Origin of the sequence: Capnocytophaga canimorsus (assembly GCF_002302565.1) — a bacterium.
GTDB classification, from domain to species: Bacteria; Bacteroidota; Bacteroidia; order Flavobacteriales; family Flavobacteriaceae; genus Capnocytophaga; species Capnocytophaga canimorsus.
Window position 1 is genome coordinate 602485 of the sequence record NZ_CP022382.1, and the last position, 17560, is coordinate 620044.

The 17560-nt window shown below is 40.2% G+C and carries 5 protein-coding genes; 4 read left to right on the forward strand and 1 reads right to left on the reverse strand.

Annotation, left to right across the window (positions count from 1 at the left end):
* The first annotated feature begins 23 nt into the window (after positions 1 to 23).
* The 3 genes from CGC47_RS02670 to CGC47_RS02680 all read left to right on the forward strand — a co-directional run bounded on the left by CGC47_RS02670 (position 24) and on the right by CGC47_RS02680 (position 15286).
* Positions 24 to 12674, forward strand: a complete 12651-nt coding sequence (locus CGC47_RS02670; RefSeq protein WP_095899950.1) for a T9SS type B sorting domain-containing protein — start codon at positions 24 to 26, stop codon at positions 12672 to 12674.
* Between the two features lie 107 nt (positions 12675 to 12781).
* The gene (locus CGC47_RS02675) at positions 12782 to 14371 is read left to right on the forward strand and encodes an ABC transporter substrate-binding protein (protein ID WP_041999649.1); all 1590 of its coding nucleotides are present in this window, start codon (positions 12782 to 12784) and stop codon (positions 14369 to 14371) included.
* A 102-nt stretch (positions 14372 to 14473) separates the two neighbouring features.
* On the forward strand, positions 14474 to 15286 hold the full coding sequence (locus CGC47_RS02680; RefSeq protein ID WP_041999651.1) for an outer membrane beta-barrel protein: 813 nt from the start codon (positions 14474 to 14476) through the stop codon (positions 15284 to 15286).
* Positions 15287 to 15364: 78 nt separating this feature from the next.
* Here the strand turns inward: CGC47_RS02680 and CGC47_RS02685 are convergent, their stop codons facing one another.
* Positions 15365 to 15907, reverse strand: coding sequence for a hypothetical protein (locus CGC47_RS02685; protein WP_095899951.1), 543 nt, complete (start codon positions 15905 to 15907; stop codon positions 15365 to 15367).
* 305 nt (positions 15908 to 16212) lie between these two features.
* Here CGC47_RS02685 and ychF point away from each other — a divergent pair, with 305 nt between their 5' ends.
* Positions 16213 to 17304 carry a redox-regulated ATPase YchF gene (gene ychF, locus CGC47_RS02690; protein WP_041999700.1) on the forward strand — a complete coding sequence of 364 codons (1092 nt, stop codon included), beginning with the start codon at positions 16213 to 16215 and terminating at the stop codon, positions 17302 to 17304.
* The last annotated feature ends 256 nt before the right edge of the window (positions 17305 to 17560 follow it).

Sequence of the window (17560 nt, forward strand, 5' to 3'; positions counted from 1 at the left end):
TTTAAGAAAAAACCATACTTGTTATGAAAAAAATACTATCACTATTCATTTTTGTTTTTGCAACAATATATGCTCACGCTCAATGTGAAGACCATATTTTAGAAACCTTAAAACAGACCAAAGTTTCTTATTTTCAATATGTTTCAGAGGGAGGAAATGCCAATATTTACATCTCATATCCGTTTGCAGGAACTACCTACAAAGCCATTGACGATGCCACAGGTACAGAATATACAGCAGTAAACTCACCGCTGGTCAATACGATGGTTATTCCCGTGGGAGTAGTTAATTCGGCACGTACTTTCACGCTAAAAATGGAAAATGGCACTTGCTCGGTAACGCATAGTGAAAAACCCTACATACGTCCGCACGCAGCCCCTTATCTGGCAATCAGAATGCAAAATGAATGGTGTGCCAGTAGTGGTGCCATTTTCTTTGAGATGATTGGAACGGGAGTTAATGCTTCTGACTACAATTATTATATCAAAAAAGAAAATGAAACCCATTACAATCCTACACTTTTGAATCCATCAGAAGGAGTAACTAACTTGATTTCAGAAAAATACATCGTAAAAGCCGTTTTGAAAAATCCGCCACATACCCAGTATGAACAGGCGGGTAATATTCTGCCAGTTGACAGAAAAATAGAGTTTGACCTAAAAACTTTCGGAGGGATTTGCGACAATCGCCCTTCTATAAAGGTAAATGTTAAAAAAGGGGCATATCCCCTATGGTATTCGGTGTATGACAAAACGGGTACGACACTAATCCGTCCTGACCAGCTCTCTCCTGTCTTTGAGGGATTAGACCCAAAAACGGAATACAAAGTTTTTGTAAAAGACTTCTGTTCCGTGGGAGGTGGAAATGCCGAAAATAAAAATATCATCACCGTAGATAATCAATTCAAAATTTGGGGAGTTCCCACCGAAGGTAATTGGGGAGGTGGATTATTACTCCAAACATTCAACTATAATAGAAATCCTTGTCCTACTTCAATGAATATTGATTATCGTTTTAAAGGGGAAAATTTACATCTTCAACTACCTGACCGCATTCCTTTACCAATGCGTATTCAATATACTTTAACCTCCCCTTCGGGAAAAGCGTATTCTGATGATTTACAAATAAATACAATAGATGAGTTTAACAAACATATCGGTATAGACCAAAGACATAGTTTGTTTTTGTTGAGGCTTCGTAAATTTGAAATCCCAAACGTAGGAAGTTCTATAGCGGTGGAATATGGCAGATGGAACTTCAGCGCGAATGTTACCTATTGTGGACAAACCATAAACGCTACAGGTACAGCTAATTATGGAGGATTACAAGAACAATTGGAAACCGATTCAAGATTGACTACATTTTTTAATGTAGAACGTGATAACCAAGGAGTGATTACTGACCAATGTAAAGAAAAGGTAGGTATAAGAACTGTAAGTAGTTGGAATCATCAACAAGCCTATTACGTATTAGAAAAATATCCTGCTTGTTTTAATCCGTTAGCTGCCGGATTTTTTAAATTGGCTCAGTTTGGCAACAAATACGTAAAAGGTCCTGGTGCAGTATTTAATACTCATCTTGTTGCAGCAGGAAAGGCTTGTGCTGGGGAATATGAATTCCGTTTTGTGAACCTATGTGGTAATGAAATTACCCGTAGCATTACCATAGTAGAAACCGAACGTGAGCGTAATACCCATTATGGTATTACAGAAGGTGCATCTTGCCTTACAGACGGTACACAATGGAATAAATCAAACGTGTCTATTAGTCATAGCCGTGTACCAGTTGCTGAGGTAACTCTGCTTAGTTACTCAGGTAACCACTCTCTTTTACCTAACGGAATCACACTCCCTCATACCTTTAATCTCAATGAAATTACGGTGAAGAACGATTTATTTGAAATTCAGAATTTACCCTTTGGAAATTATGTTTTGGAACTAAAAAATAGTTGTGGTAAAACATACACTCAAAATTTTAACTTAAACAAAGAAGAACAACCCCAAGCAACTTCCTTTAAAAGCGGTTGTAACAATATTATTAAGTTAGAAAACAATCATTACAGAAATAAAGGAAATTTATCATATATATTACAGCATTTTCAAGAGGCTGACGGAGTATGGAAAGATGTAGATTATTTTGATGGTAGAAAGAGAGAGGCTTTATTGGATAATATTAGACTTCCTCGTTTTGGACGTTACCGTATCATAAGAAGAATTGGTGGAAATACTACTTGCCAAATGGTATTGAAAGAATTTAATTTCGGTTCGGATTTAACTATTGAAGGCATTACTGGATTTGTCTGCGGAGGAAATACCTACCAAGTTGGCGTGGTTGCCAGTGGAGGTAATCCGCCCTACACCTTTGAAATAACCGAGAAAGACGGTGTGGCTACTTCCATTTTAGGGAATGGCAATTTCTTTACCAACATAACAGCTAATGGAACAACACAATACACTATAAAAGTAACCGATGCTTGTTTAGCTCAACGTACCTATAACTTCACAATATCCAATTTGATTCCGTTTTCGATAGCTTCCGATAAGGATAAATATTGTGAAGGAAATTCGGCAATACTTTCCGTACCCGATATGGGAAATAACGTTACTTACCAATGGTTTAGGGAAGATGCCCCCACCACCATTTTAAGTAATACCCGCATCCTTGAAATCCCTAGCGTAACTGCTGACGATTTTGTGCATAAATATAAAGTTAAAGTTTCCATATCACATCACGATACTGCCGTCCGAAATTGTGTAGAAAGAGATTATGAGTTTTTGTTAGTTAAAGAAACTGATATTTTTCTGCCTACGCTAACCCCTGATATGGCTCAAAGCAGACAAATATGTTTGGGAAATGCCATAAATAATTACAACTTAAAAACACAACTATTCCCCACGGCTCCTGATGGCGGAGTTATCAAAAGCAAAGACGGGGTATTTCACGTACCTTCAAACCATATCATTGCTCTAAGAAATGAATGGCAACAGTTTTTATCTCCCCGATTTTTTGTATATTCGTTTACCAACAAATGCGGAGAGTCGGTAGCTATTGAAGCTTCATTACAAGTGGTTGAACATACCCCAGACATTAGATTCAATGCTAATTTGGTATTATGTAAAGGTCAATATACCCATTTTGATTATGCACAACTACAACAGCTTCTGATTGATAGCAACCCTACCGTTAGCCAGTTCGCTACTCGTCAAATCATTTGGTATGCTACTATTACGGACGCTCAAAATGAGGTAAACCCCATCACTAATATGTCACAACCCATTAGCGTCCCCACATCGGTTTATTTTAGGTCGAAAGAAAGCAATCGATGTACCAGTAACTTACAAAGAGTAAGTATTTCGGAAGTAGATGCCAATCCAGCTCATTTGAAAGATATTACGCTAAAATCGTGTAATCCAATAACTCCTAATGATGTAGGTTTGGCGGTTTGGCGAGGAGAACATCACAATATCATTGTGTATTTGGTTGAAGGCACTACCGAAACAGAACTCCCCAGAGCTTACCAGCTTCGATACGACGAAACATACATTTATCGTTATAGAAAAGGAAATTGTTTGAGCAATCCGCATCAAGTCATTTTGGAAAAAAGTACCCCACCTACGATATTAAATTGTCCATCTGACATTGAGGTTTTTGCTGAGATTGGCAAGTGTACGGCTCAGGTATATTGGACGGAGCCTACGGCTAGTGATGATTGTACTCAGCCGCCTTTGATGACGCAAACCCACCACAGCGGAGATGTCTTCGATATAGGTACGCATACGGTTAACTATGTATTTAAGGACGTAGCTGGAAATACCGCTACTTGTACCTTTAACGTAACGGTCAAAGCCCGAAGTGTGGACTTACAGACCCACTCTCGCTACACTGATGGGGCTGGCAATACCATCACTCAACTAAACATCGGGCAACAGTTTTTCTACGAAATCTCCTACCAAAATGTAGGGCAAGAAAACATACGTAACACCACTTTGAGTGTTACCCTACCCGACCATCCTTTGGTGGAGGTAAGTGGTACTCCCGATATGAGCGATGCCGCTCCTGGAGGGATAGCTCCTACCTATACGGTAGTAGGCAACGTATATACGTTTACCCTTCCTCAGGGGTCATTACTTACTGGAGGAAATCTAAGAGCCATACGCATTGCCTTACAACTAAAAGGCAATTGTACGGATTTGGGTAAACCTTGTGCTAATTATTTGAAATCACAATACCAATTCCAATACGAAGGAGGAAATCAAGATTGTGCCACACCGCCCCAAACCCAAAGTGGCGAAAAAGACATACAAGTGGCCACCGAGAGTTGCATACGCTCAGAGCTTTTCTGCCCTGGCGATACAATGACCCTAACGGCTGCGGAAGGATTTACCACCTATCGTTGGTATAAAGATGGCGTTTTGATTCCTTCGGCAACGACAAACGCCTTAGTGGTAAACACCCCTGGAATATATCGTGTGGAAAAACAAATCGAGTGTCAAGGAGTTACGGTAGTCAGCACAGAAACCATTAACTATGTGGCAACCTCTGGTGTGACCGACCCTTTACGTCCTATTGCCGACGGAGGTGCCATTTGTACCAGCAACGGGCAATGGACCAGTCACTTCATCTTGTGTAATGAGCCACAGCGCCAAATCACCCTAAACTATGTCAATACCCCTAATATCGAGTGGCAAAAACTCAATACCGGTTGTAATAACTTAGGATTTAACTGTCCTAATCCGGATAATGGTTGTTGGACGACTTTCCATAACGGTACTTCCTTTATCGCCGACCAAACGGGAGAATACCGCCTAAAAATATCCACCGCTACTGGATGTGATGCTTTCTTCTATTTCAATGTATATAAAAATAACTTGGAAGGGCAAGTCACTCAATCGGATTACACCGACTATCAACCCGGACACATCAACATCGAAATGGAAACCGTAGGCTTGGAATACACCTATGTGCTTAAAAACACAGCAGGACAAGTCGTTGCTGGTCCCGTTACCAAAACCAATGTATCAGAGAGTTGGAGACACACCTTTGGCAATTTACAAGAAGGCGATTATGTGGTAGAGGTAAGCTCACCACAACTGCCCAACAGCTGTATTTTTACACAAAACGTACGCATCAACAAAGTTACTAAACTCACAATGAAAGCTACTTTCATTGCTTGGACAGGCTGTAATGAAGTGAAAATCCGTTTTGAAGCCCAAGGCGGTAAACAACCTTATAAGTTTGCCATCTGGAGCATTGACGGAGTGGCTCTGTATAATGATTTTGTTAACATTCCAGCTTCGGCTTTCATCGCTACTATTGCTGAAGGAGAAAGCTATGTAGAGGCGCTTATTCCGAATATTACCCAACCAGGACGTTACCTCTTTGTAGTACAAGACCAAGACCAACGCTCGGCACTACAAGCCCAAGATGAAACCATTTTGATAGAACCCGAAGGACTTTATGGTTTCCGATTTGATTTGACACACGTCGCTTGTGGTTCAAATCCTGATTCGGGAGCGGTACAAACCCATTTTGAACGTCAACAAAACCGAACCACCAAGCTCTATCGTATCGATACCAACGCCAATCGAGTGTATATCGATACCAACAGCACTGGAATTTACACCGGATTGATTGCGGGTAACTACGAAATGGAAATTTCTATCGTTATCGGTACTGAAACTTGTATCTACAAAAAACCATTTACCATCAATGAGGCTGAAAATACCCTTAAGGCTTTTGCCGGTGTGGTGGAAGATATCACCTGTGATACCCAAACCCCAGCAGGATACAAGGTATCTATCAATAACGTTAGTGGCGGTACAGGAGGATATCAGTATGACTTTGGTAAGGGCTATTCCACCTCAAACGTAGGTTATGTCAGCGGTTCAACCACCGTTTATGTAAAAGATAGCGCCGGTTGTACGTTGCCTTTGGAGGTAGTAATTATCCCTACCGAAATCCCAGCCGTTAGCTTTACCCCAGTATCTTACAATTGTAACGGATATGGCACTTTTACGGTAACTACTTCGGCAACTACCCCTTTGATGTATCAGTATCAGGTAGATGACCTACCCAAACAAGATGCCCCTGTAATAGGACCTTTAGCCCCAAGAGCCACCCCTTACAACATCACCGTGCACTATACCCCTGCTCCAGGAACAGGAACTACGCCTAATTATCTGTTTAAGGAAGATTTTGGCTCGGGAGATGACCTTTGCGATGGCACTATCCTTTATTTAGGATGCAAAACCAATGAGGCTTTGGAAGACGGGTTCTACACCATTACCCAACAAGTAGCCCCCAATGCCCAATGGGTAAATCCTACCCCTACCGATGCCTCTGGGGTAGCCAATGGCAGGTACTTGGCAGTAATGCAACAAACCACTAACGGAAATTCTGGCATCATATATCACAAAACCATAGGCAATATCGTTGCCAATGAAAACCTATATGTATCGGTAAAACTTCACAACCTACTGGCTACCTCTCTCACCGCAGGAACTCATCCGCATATCGTGCTGGATTTTGTAGCTGCCGACGGAAGCCTTATCGCACGAAGAGACTTGGGCGTTTTGCCTGCCAACGGAAATTGGCAAACCCTATCAGCTACCTTTAATGCTACCGATTTGACAGGGGTAACTCAAGCCTCTTTCCAAATAAGAAACATTAGCCCAGGAGCTACCCTAGGCAATGACCTTGCCTTAGACGATATCGTCATTTGGCAAAATACCAAGTATTGTAAAGCACAGGTTTCAAAACCCGTTATCATTGAAGCAGGAAAAGAAATGGCTACACAACTGCTAAGTACCCTAGGGGTACGCTGCGTAGGAGATGCCAATGGCTCACTACAAGGAAAAATCACCGCAGGAACCCTACCTACTTCCGTTGAATATTCCATCGATAACCAAAATACTTGGACAACCATAGCCGTAGCCCCCGATGGCACCTTCTCCGTGAGCGGACTACAAGCCGTAAACGGAGCCCTACTCTACGTTCGTGACCCTAATGACACGGCTTGTGTCAGCGCTTTCAACTATAGCATTAGCGCTCCACAAACCATGAGCATCACCACACAAATCATTAAAAAAATCGACTGCCAAGCCGCTCCCCATAATGGTGCAACGGTAAAAGCTACCGCCAGCGGAGGAACTAAACCATACCTAAATTATCAGTACAAACTCAGCTCGGCTACCAGTTGGACCTCCGTAGTCCCTACCCAAAATGAAGCCCTTTTAACGCATTTGACCGCAGGAGATTATCACATTTTAGTAACCGATCAAAACGGATGTACTCAAAGTGCAACCTTTACCATTGAAGACAAACGTCAGGTCGTTTTCGATGCCATAGAAACGTACTGCTACCAAGGCGGAAACTCCGCTAAGATTGCCATACAAGTACAAGACGGAAATAGTACTCAGTACCAATACAGCAGCGATGGCGGAACAAGTTGGACTGACTTTACCCAAGCCACTTACGAGTTTACCCACCTAAGTGCTGGAACTTATGATATTTGGGTGAGAGACCAGCTAGGTTGTAGCTCCAATACCACCGTGGTAATAGCTCCACAATTGCAAATGGAAGTACGTCAAACCCAAGATTTGGATTGTCGAGGAAATGATGCCATCTTTGAACTAAGTGCCCTAGGCGGAAAAGGAACCAAAACCTTCTCGGTAAGCACCGATAACGGAAATACATTTACAATCATTCCTGCCCTTACTGCTACAACGGCTCGATACACAACAAATACTTCGGGCAATTTTATCTTCAAAGTACAAGACGAAATTCGTCCCGACGGATTTACCCGTTGTCAAGCCTTAAGCAAAACGTATAAGGTCAGCAATGAGCCTCCTCGTTGGAAACCCGAATTTACCATCGGTAAAAAAGATGTCGCTTGTGCTGGTGAGGCTACTGGGCAAATCCTAGCTTCTATAAATGATATCGACCCCAATTCCGGACAAGCTCCATACACCATCAACGTCTATGAAGATGACGGTACAGGCAACCCAATAAGAGCTACTCAATACGGCTTGTTCAACCTACAAGCTAAAAAATATGTGGTTATTATTGAAGATGCCAAAGGATGTGAATCTGTCCCTACCCCTATTGAAATTGGGCAAACCCCAGCGCTAAACCTTAACATAACTCCTACGCAAATTACTTGTGTAAGTGGGGCAGGAATTTCATTAGGAAAAGTGGATATTACTTTAGGTACAGGAGGAACGGCTCCTTTCGAAGTGAAAATATTTAAGTTAGGCACCGCAGGTATGGTTCACAACGCTACTGCAAACAACAATGAAACCATTACCAAAGAAGGTTTGAATTTTGGTGATTATCACGTGGTAATTACCGATGCAACCCACTGCCAAAAGGTAGAAGATTTTAGCATCAGTGCCTATACCGATATCATAATCACAGCTACACCTACCACCCAGCCTATTGGTTGTACAGCCGGTAGCGGTGCTATTCAGGTTTCAGCATACAACACCGCGGGTAATGCCATCGGTACAGGAAACTTCTACTTTGCCGTTTATACCCCAGGACTTACTTACACCCCTAGAGATCCTCAATGGCATTTAGGAAATACCGCCACCATCAACTTGCCTGGAGGAGGTACCGCACAAGGGGCTACCTATGAGTTTACTAACCTTACACCAGGGGTAACTTACGTATTTGCTGTATATGACCAAGATACAAGGTGTATGTACTTCCAACCTTCTACCCTTGCCGTGCCTACACAATCTACTTTAAAAATAAATGATTTTAAAACAGAAAACGTAAAATGTCAAGGCGAGAGTAACGGTAAGGCTACCTTCTCCCTTAGCGGACAAAAAACTTCAACCACTTCCATCAACTATCAAGTATTTACCTATCCGGATAATACACCTGTGGGTGCCGTTCAAAACCGAACTGCTCCATACAGCAACATCACCGTAGGTGGACTTTCCGCAGGAGAATATTACATCGTATTTACCGAAATGCACAATGCCAACGAAGATTGTGTCAACGCCACTGCCCCCTTTAAAATCAATCAACCACTCACCCAGCTCAACGTAACGGCTGAAAACCCCATTGCAGTGAATTGTAAAACCAATTCCGGACGTATCGTAACTACCGTAAGTGGTGGCGTAGCACCGTACCAGTACATCTATAACACTACCGGTACAGCTCCTACCCATACCGATTGGGCAGCCACTACCGACAGTTCAGTAAAACAAGTCAGTACCTCTGGCACTTGGTATGTGTTTGTTAAAGACCAAGCCGGTTGTGTAAAACAAGTAACATTGGAGGTAGCTCAAGACCCCGAACCACAAATCGCTTCCGTTAGCGTTGACGACCTGTGTAGTGCCTCTGGAAAATACACCCTAAGGGTAAAACTTGCCCAAAAAGGAACAGGTACGCACTACTACCGATTAAACGGAACTGTACCCACTGCCGTGGATTGGATTAACACCGATACCTTCCTAATTACCGAAGTGTTACCCAGCACTACCCCTTACTCCATTCAAGTTATCGATGGTAATAATTGTAGTGCCGATACTCACCTAACGGTAAATGCCCCCATAGCATTCCAAGTGAAAATCGACAAAACTTTGGATTGTACTGCTACCCCTGATGCAACTATAAAAATCGAAAACATTAGCGGTGGAAATGGTACCTACTTCTATAGTATTGACCAAGTGGTTTTAGTCGATGACCCTGACAACCCAACCGCCCCTGCTGAAAGCTATGTCACCCATACCCCAAGAACTTCAGTTACCGTAACCCCTATTACGGTGGTCATAAATAAAGCAGGGGATTATGTGGTTCACGTTTTTGACAGCCAAACCGCTACCTGTCCGGTGAAAAAACGCATCACCATCGAGGCTAAAAAACAACCTAAAATGACCATCACTGCCGTAACCGATGAAAAATGCCACACCGGTACCCTACCTGGTACAGGAAGCATATCCGTAGCAGTAGCCAACAACGGGGAAGGACCTTTCAAAATCGAAATTACTCAAGTTAAAGATTTAGCCACAGGAATCACCACACCCCTTTCAGTAGTACCTATCCTAGGCTATAACGCCACCTTCAACGGTTTGAAAGGAAGCCAAAACGGAATGCTTTATACCATTAAAGCTACCGCACAGGCAAATGAGTGTACCCACGAAATCGAACAAATCATCGTGGCACCACCCGCCTTATCCATAGCTACAGATGCCCTGACAAAATCTGAATATTCCTGTGAGGCAACCCCTAAACTGCCTACACTAAGTTTAGACCTATCAAAAATCAGTGGCGGAACCCCTCCATACACCCGATTCGTGTTCGTTGATCAAACCACTGGTGCCGTTTTACAAGATAGTAACGCCACAACATATACCTTAGCTCACCTAAACGGAGGTAGCTTCTACCTTACCCTATACGATGCTAACGGATGTGATGTATCTACACCTCCAGTAACTATTGCCCCTACCCTGCTTATCGATAAGATAAATGTTGGGGTTAATACTGCCATAACCTGTGTACAAAACGAAATCATTTCCGTTTCCATCACCACCACACCGGCGTATGCTTCCATAACCCCGCAACCCAACATCGTATATACCATAAGCGATGCCCTAAGCGGTAGCACGATCCATACCCAATCCGTGGCGACTACTACCTACACCTTCCCTGCCCTACCCGTAGGACAATACGTGATCAAAGCACAAAACCAAATCACTCAGTGTGAAGTAGCCACTACACATACCGTGCTTAAACCCGATACCTTCATCGTAAGCCCTTCCGATGCACAAGCCGTAACCTGTCACGAAGGTGACAATGGTAGTATCAAAATTACTTTCGTAGATACCTTCTTAGGCGATGGCGACCAAGCGCTGCTCGGATTCTCTTACCAGATTGTCAATGCCATTACCGATGCTCCTGTTCATAGCCAAACCCTACCGGCAGGAACCACACACGTAATCTATAACAATCTACAAGCAGGTACTTACAAAGTAAGAGCTACCTCAACCCATAACCAATGCAAAACCCCTTGGGCACAGTTTAGCATACGACAAAGCCAAACTCCTATCGCTATAACAGCCCAAGAAACCTTTGGAGTGACTTGTAACAACGACCGTGGAGAAATTCTGGTAAGTGTAACCGGTGGACAAGCACCTTATACCGTGACCCTATCCGCACCAGGAGTTACCCCACAAATCCAAAACAACGTTGATCACAAAACCCTATTTACAGGACTTAGTGCAGGAGCAGGTACCCTTACCTACACCATTGCCGTAAGGGATAGCCAAGGCTGTGAAACCTTCTCAGGAAACAATCAAATCACCCTTGTTAAACCCCAAACCGTTTCCGCTACCATTGAGGTAAGTCCAATCACCTGTATAGGAGCCAACAACGGTAGCATACAAGTCAAAAATACACAAGGAGGATCTGGAGAAGGTACTTACCATTACATCCTAAAAAATGTAACCACGTCTGTAAGTACCCCACCGCAAATCCAACCCCTATTCGAAAAACTTACCCCAGGAGAGTACACCCTAACCATTACCGATGCTTGGAACTGTGATGTCAATATCTCTGGAATTACCCTCCAAGAACCACAACCCATTACTATGGAAATCACTCATTCCGACCTTATCGTTTGTTATGGTGCAAATGATACCGGTTTTGTACAGGTTGCAATCAGCGGAGGAACTCCAAATTATCATTTGATACTTAAAAATGCAGATACCGGAGCTCAACTACGTTCCATTACAGGAGTAGTGTCAACAACCACCATCGATAACTTAGTACCTAACATCAACTACGAAATACTAGTTACCGATAAAAACGGATGTGTAATGACGCAAACCCATACCTTTAACCTAACCCAAATGCCGAACATCACAGCAAACGCATCTCAAAGCGAAAATTGTTTCAACGACAATTACAAAACCGATATCCAAGTGCGTTTCCCAAAAGCTATTGATTTTACCAAGGTCAAATACAACCTAAATAGCAATGACCCAACAACAGCTGTGCCTTTTAGCAGAACCAATGAGAATGTCGCTTTTATTGACCTGTTCGATGCCACCATCCCTAGTCAATACATCACCATTTTCTATCAGGATACCGTTAAAGGTCAAACCAAAACCTGTTCATACACCACTCAATTCAAGGTAGTCAATAGGCAAAGCCTATCCTTAACACAGGTAAACAACGAGGCCCTAAACACCATTGAGGTAAAAGCTACAGGAGGAGTAACCCCATACCAGTATTACTTCAACGGAAATAATCAAGGCGATAGCCCCATCTATCAAGTACGAATCGACGACCCAGAACAAATAGACCCTAACACCGGAAAAAAATTAAAACAGGTCAATGTAATTGTTCAAGATGCCGTAGGTTGTACTAAAACAATGACCATCACCTTAGAATATATCGATATCCAAATCCCTAACTTCTTTACCCCTGACGGTGACGGATTTAACGATAACTGGGCACCTAAAAATACCCAAAACTACCCATACATACAAACCCATATCTTCGATCGATACGGTAGAAAAATAACTACAATAAACCAAAAACAAAAATGGGACGGTACATACAACAAAAAACAACTGCCTTCAGGTGACTACTGGTACATCATCGAGATAAATGATAATTTAGATAAACGTAAATTTAAAGGTAATTTTACTCTGTATAGATAGAGTAAAAACAATTCAAGAACATAACACCCTAAAAAGTTTGATTTTTTAGGGTGTTTTTTTATATCATCAAATTTAAGACCTTTGCAAAACGAAAACTCATCTTGCATATGACGAAAAAGATAATATTAGCTTTTAAAATCATTTTAATAGGTTCTTGCACAACATCAAACAATGAATATTCTGAAAAGAAAATTTTCAGATATAATGAACATTCTGGTATTTCATCTCTTGACCCTGCTTTTGCACGTACACAAAGCAATATTTGGGCTGTAAATCAGCTATTTAATGGATTAGTACAATTAGATGATTCTTTAAATGTTTTGCCCGACATTGCCAAAGCTTGGGAAATAGCTCCTAATAAACTGACTTACAATTTTTTTCTTCGTACTGATGTTAAGTTTCATAAGCATTTTTCTTTCCAAAATTCTGATAGTACCCGAAAGGTAACTGCTCACGATTTTGAATATAGTTTTTCTCGCCTACAAAACTCCGAAATTTCAGCACCCGGAGGTTGGATTCTTCAAAATGTAAGAAATTATAAATCATTAAACGATAGTGTATTTCAAATCGAATTAAAAAAAGAATTCCCTGCTTTTTTAGCACTAATGGCAACTCAATATGCTTGTGTAGTACCTAAAGAAGTTGTTGCATATTACGGTGAGGATTTCCGCAAACATCCTATCGGGACGGGCGCTTTTGCATTCCACGTATGGGACGAAAACAACAAACTCATTCTGCGTAAAAACCCCAATTACCACGAGAAAGATGCCCAGGGAAAATCACTTCCGTACCTTGATGGTATCGCCATTTCATTTTATCGAGAGAAACAAAGCGAATTTTTGGCTTTCATTCAAGGCAATTTGGATTTTTTAAACAGCATTGATGGTTCATACAAAGATGAAATTTTAACCTCATCGGGAGAATTGAATCCAAAATATGCTACACAAATCCGTATGCAGAAAAGTCCGTATTTGAATACCGAATATTTAGGGATTGTCATCTCCGAAGACAACATCTTATCCAATAAAATGCTACGAAAAGCCATTCATTTAGGCATCAATCGGGAACAACTGATTCGTTTTTTACGAAATGGTGTAGGCATACCCGCTCACGGAGGATTTCTTCCAAAAGGAATACAAGGTTTTTTAGATGAAAATAAAAATCCGTATGCTCCTGATAAAGCTAAGGAAATCGTCCGAAATTATATTCAAAAACACGGAAATAAACCCTTTTTACAAATCGCAACTGACGGAAATTATCAAGATATTTGTGAATATATTCAGCGAGAATTACAAAAAGTAGGTTTTGATTGCAGAATTGATTTAATGCCTTCATCTACTTTAAGACAAAGTCGTGCTACGGCAAAATTACCTATTTTTAGAGCAAGTTGGATTGCCGATTACCCCGATGCTGAAAACTATTTTTCCCTTTTTTACAGCAAAAATATTCCGCCTAAAGGAAGTAATTACACCCATTTTTCAAATTCGCAGTTTGATTTATGGTATGAAAAAAGTTTCAAAGTTCCTGAAGATGAACGCTTACAACTTTATCAAAAAATGGATAGCTTAATTATGGACGAATTACCTATAATCCCTATTTATTACGATGAAACTATCCGATTTACTCAAAAAAACATTGAAGGACTCAAAAATAATCCTATCAACTTGCTACAATTAAAAAGCGTGAAAAAACAATAATTTTCCCAAGACAAGTAGCGTTCGTTTTGTTAAAAAAAGAATAATGTATTGTACATTTTAAAAAAATATTTACGTTTGTATTTAATTCAAATTAAAATATAAATGAAAAGAAATTTATTAGTAGCTTTAGCTATGGTTTTTAGCGCATCAGCTTACAGCCAATTTTATGTTGCCGTTAGTGGTGGTTATGGTTTTGAAGCAAACCCAAAAGTTTTAGGAAAGGAAGTAAACAAAACGGGGGTAAACGAATTGAAAGGTTCTTACGGAGCTGGTTTTCAATCACAAATACGTGGAGGATATTTTTTCAATAAACGCATCGGAGCTGAAGTTGCCGTAGGATACTTACACGGAAAAGAGCTACAAACTTATAGCGTAAGTAACGGAGTTGGTTTAGATATAACCGCTCAAGGAAGAGCCTTTGGTGCTTCTTTAGCTGCAATATATAATGTCACTAAAAATATTTATGCTCGTGCTGGAGTAGTTACCAAAATTGGTGGAAAAACAGAAGTTTTTACTAGTTTTGACCTTCCTGTGCCAAAACATCACGCAAAAGCAGAGATAAAAAATAACTTACACGGCAAAATTCCTTTCGGATTTATTGGTGGATTAGGCTATAAATTCAAGTTGACTGACAAAGTTTCTGCATTCATTGAGGGAGAGTACCTAAATATTAACGTAGGTAGAAAAACTTCTAAATTAGACAGCTTTTCAGCTACCTATAACGGAAAAGCTATTTCTAAAGAAATATTTGCAAATAGTTTAAAAGGTTTCGCAGGAAGTAATCCAGCTTTAGCACCTATTGCAGACCAACTAACCCCTTTATTACAAGAGGAATACGATTGGTCAGATAAAAATGCACCTGATGCTCCTTATTCTTCAGTTGGGGTAAATGTAGGTCTGATTTTTCATCTATAAAAAACAATAAACAAATCAAAAAAACGTTCCTTATTCGGAGCGTTTTTTTTAATTTTATCTGGCTTAAGCAAAGTAATATTACCAACTTTCTCTGCAAATGAGTATTGTTTTAGCATCATCGAATAGCCCGATATAAAAACGCTTATCGGTTTCTCCACTAACATATTGCTTTGTAAGGTTTCGATTCGTTCTATTCAATGCAGGTGCTATTGTGTTGGCGGCTAAAAAAACAGAGTCTTGCACCTGATTAAATTCAAGAACACTTAGTTGATTTTCCAATTCCTTAAATGCTTCGGGAGTGGTTTCAAATAAAAAAACGGAAGTATAGTCGCCAAAATGATCTGGAAATGTTGCCTCTTTATAAATGAATTTTGCTTCCTTCGGGAAATTAAGTTGCGTAACCTCTTTATAATCTGCTTTATAAAAGTCACTATCAGGAAATATCGAAGAGTACACCCAATACCCTAATAATACTATGGGAATGAACGCAAAATACTTATAATACTTATTCGGATATTTTTTGCTAAGATAATCGTACAAAAAATAAGTGATACCTATCAGTACTAATACAGCTAATAAAGGTAGCAAATACAACAACAATAAAAATAATTTTTCTTCCATAAAACATTTTATTTTTTTTTTTGAGGTACAAATTCAAATTCTCATCTTTGGTCAAATTTCTTTTCTTATAGAAAGGATTTATCTTACCAAAATTACAAAAAATATCAACAAATTAAAAGAACTCATTAAAGAAAATCAAACAACAAGCCTTTTCTTCTAAAAAACCATCTTATGCAAATACTCTCTTATCATTGTTTTGAAAAATCATATTTTTTCTTACTTTTGCAGGAATTTTAGTAAAAAGTAAAACAGCTAAAAATGAGTATTTTAAATCATCAAAAGGCTGTAAAACAGACAAACATAATATGAAAGCAGGAATTGTAGGGCTTCCTAATGTGGGGAAATCCACCTTATTTAATTGTTTATCAAATGCAAAAGCACAGAGTGCAAACTTTCCGTTTTGTACCATCGAACCCAATTTAGGGGTAGTAAACGTTCCCGACCCGCGATTGGAAAAATTAGAAGAGTTGGTAAAACCTGAACGTGTTTTACCCGCTACCGTTGAAATCGTGGACATTGCCGGACTGGTAAAAGGAGCCAGTAAAGGTGAAGGTTTGGGCAATCAGTTTTTAGGAAATATCCGTGAATGTAATGCTATCATACACGTGCTCAGATGTTTTGAAAATGATAATATTGTTCACGTGGACGGAAGCGTAAATCCTATTCGCGACAAAGGTACTATTGATGTGGAGCTTCAACTCAAAGATTTGGAAACCGTTGAAAAGCGTCTTGATAAGGTAAATCGTGCTGCCAAAGCAGGAGATAAAAAAGCTGCCAAAGAACAAGAACTTTTAAATCGAATTAAAACTACGCTGGAATCTGGAAACTCTGCAAGAGCTGTGCAAGTAGCTGATGATGAACAGGAACTTATGGATTCTTTCCAACTGCTTACCGCCAAGCCTATTCTGTACGTTTGTAATGTAGATGAGGCTTCTGCCAAAAACGGAAATAAATATGTTGACCAAGTGAAAGAAGCGGTAAAGGACGAAAATGCGGAAGTTATCGTACTGGCTGTTGCTACCGAAGCGGATATCACTGAATTAGAGAGCTATGAAGAACGACAAATGTTTTTGGAAGACATCGGGCTTGATGAACCAGGAGCTTCCAAACTAATTCGTGCAGCTTATAAGCTATTAAATTTGCAAACCTACTTCACGGCAGGAGTAAAAGAGGTTCGTGCTTGGACCATTCACAAAGGCGATACCGCCCCCAAAGCCGCAGGAGTTATCCATTCCGATTTTGAAAAAGGATTTATCCGTGCCGAAGTTATTGCTTATGATGATTTTGTTACCTATGGGAGCGAAGCTAAAGTAAAAGAAGCTGGGAAAATGCGCGTAGAGGGCAAAGAATACATCGTGAAAGATGGCGATGTAATGCACTTCCGATTTAATGTGTAAAAAAAATGGGGACTTTCCCTAATTTAATAATTATTTAATTTATTCTTTTTTAAAATTCATTCATTTACAAAGTTTTGTAAAACTTGAGAAAAACACAGACCATTGTCTGTGTTTTTTTTATCCCTCGAAGAGAAAAGAGAAAGACTAAAAAATAAAAGTTACAAGATACAAGGCACAAGTTACAAGATACAAATTACAAGACACCAATTATGAGAAATAGGGTACAAAGTGAAAGGATAAGGTTCAAAAACATCAA

Excerpts from the sequence above, each read along its gene's own strand:
- CGC47_RS02675 (WP_041999649.1), top strand. The coding sequence starts at position 12,782 with ATGACGAAAAAGATAATATTAGCTTTTAAAATCATTTTAATAGGTTCT.
- CGC47_RS02680 (WP_041999651.1), top strand. The coding sequence starts at position 14,474 with ATGAAAAGAAATTTATTAGTAGCTTTAGCTATGGTTTTTAGCGCATCA.
- ychF (WP_041999700.1), top strand. The coding sequence starts at position 16,213 with ATGAAAGCAGGAATTGTAGGGCTTCCTAATGTGGGGAAATCCACCTTA.
- CGC47_RS02670 (WP_095899950.1), top strand. The coding sequence starts at position 24 with ATGAAAAAAATACTATCACTATTCATTTTTGTTTTTGCAACAATATAT.
- CGC47_RS02685 (WP_095899951.1), bottom strand. The coding sequence starts at position 15,907 with ATGGAAGAAAAATTATTTTTATTGTTGTTGTATTTGCTACCTTTATTA.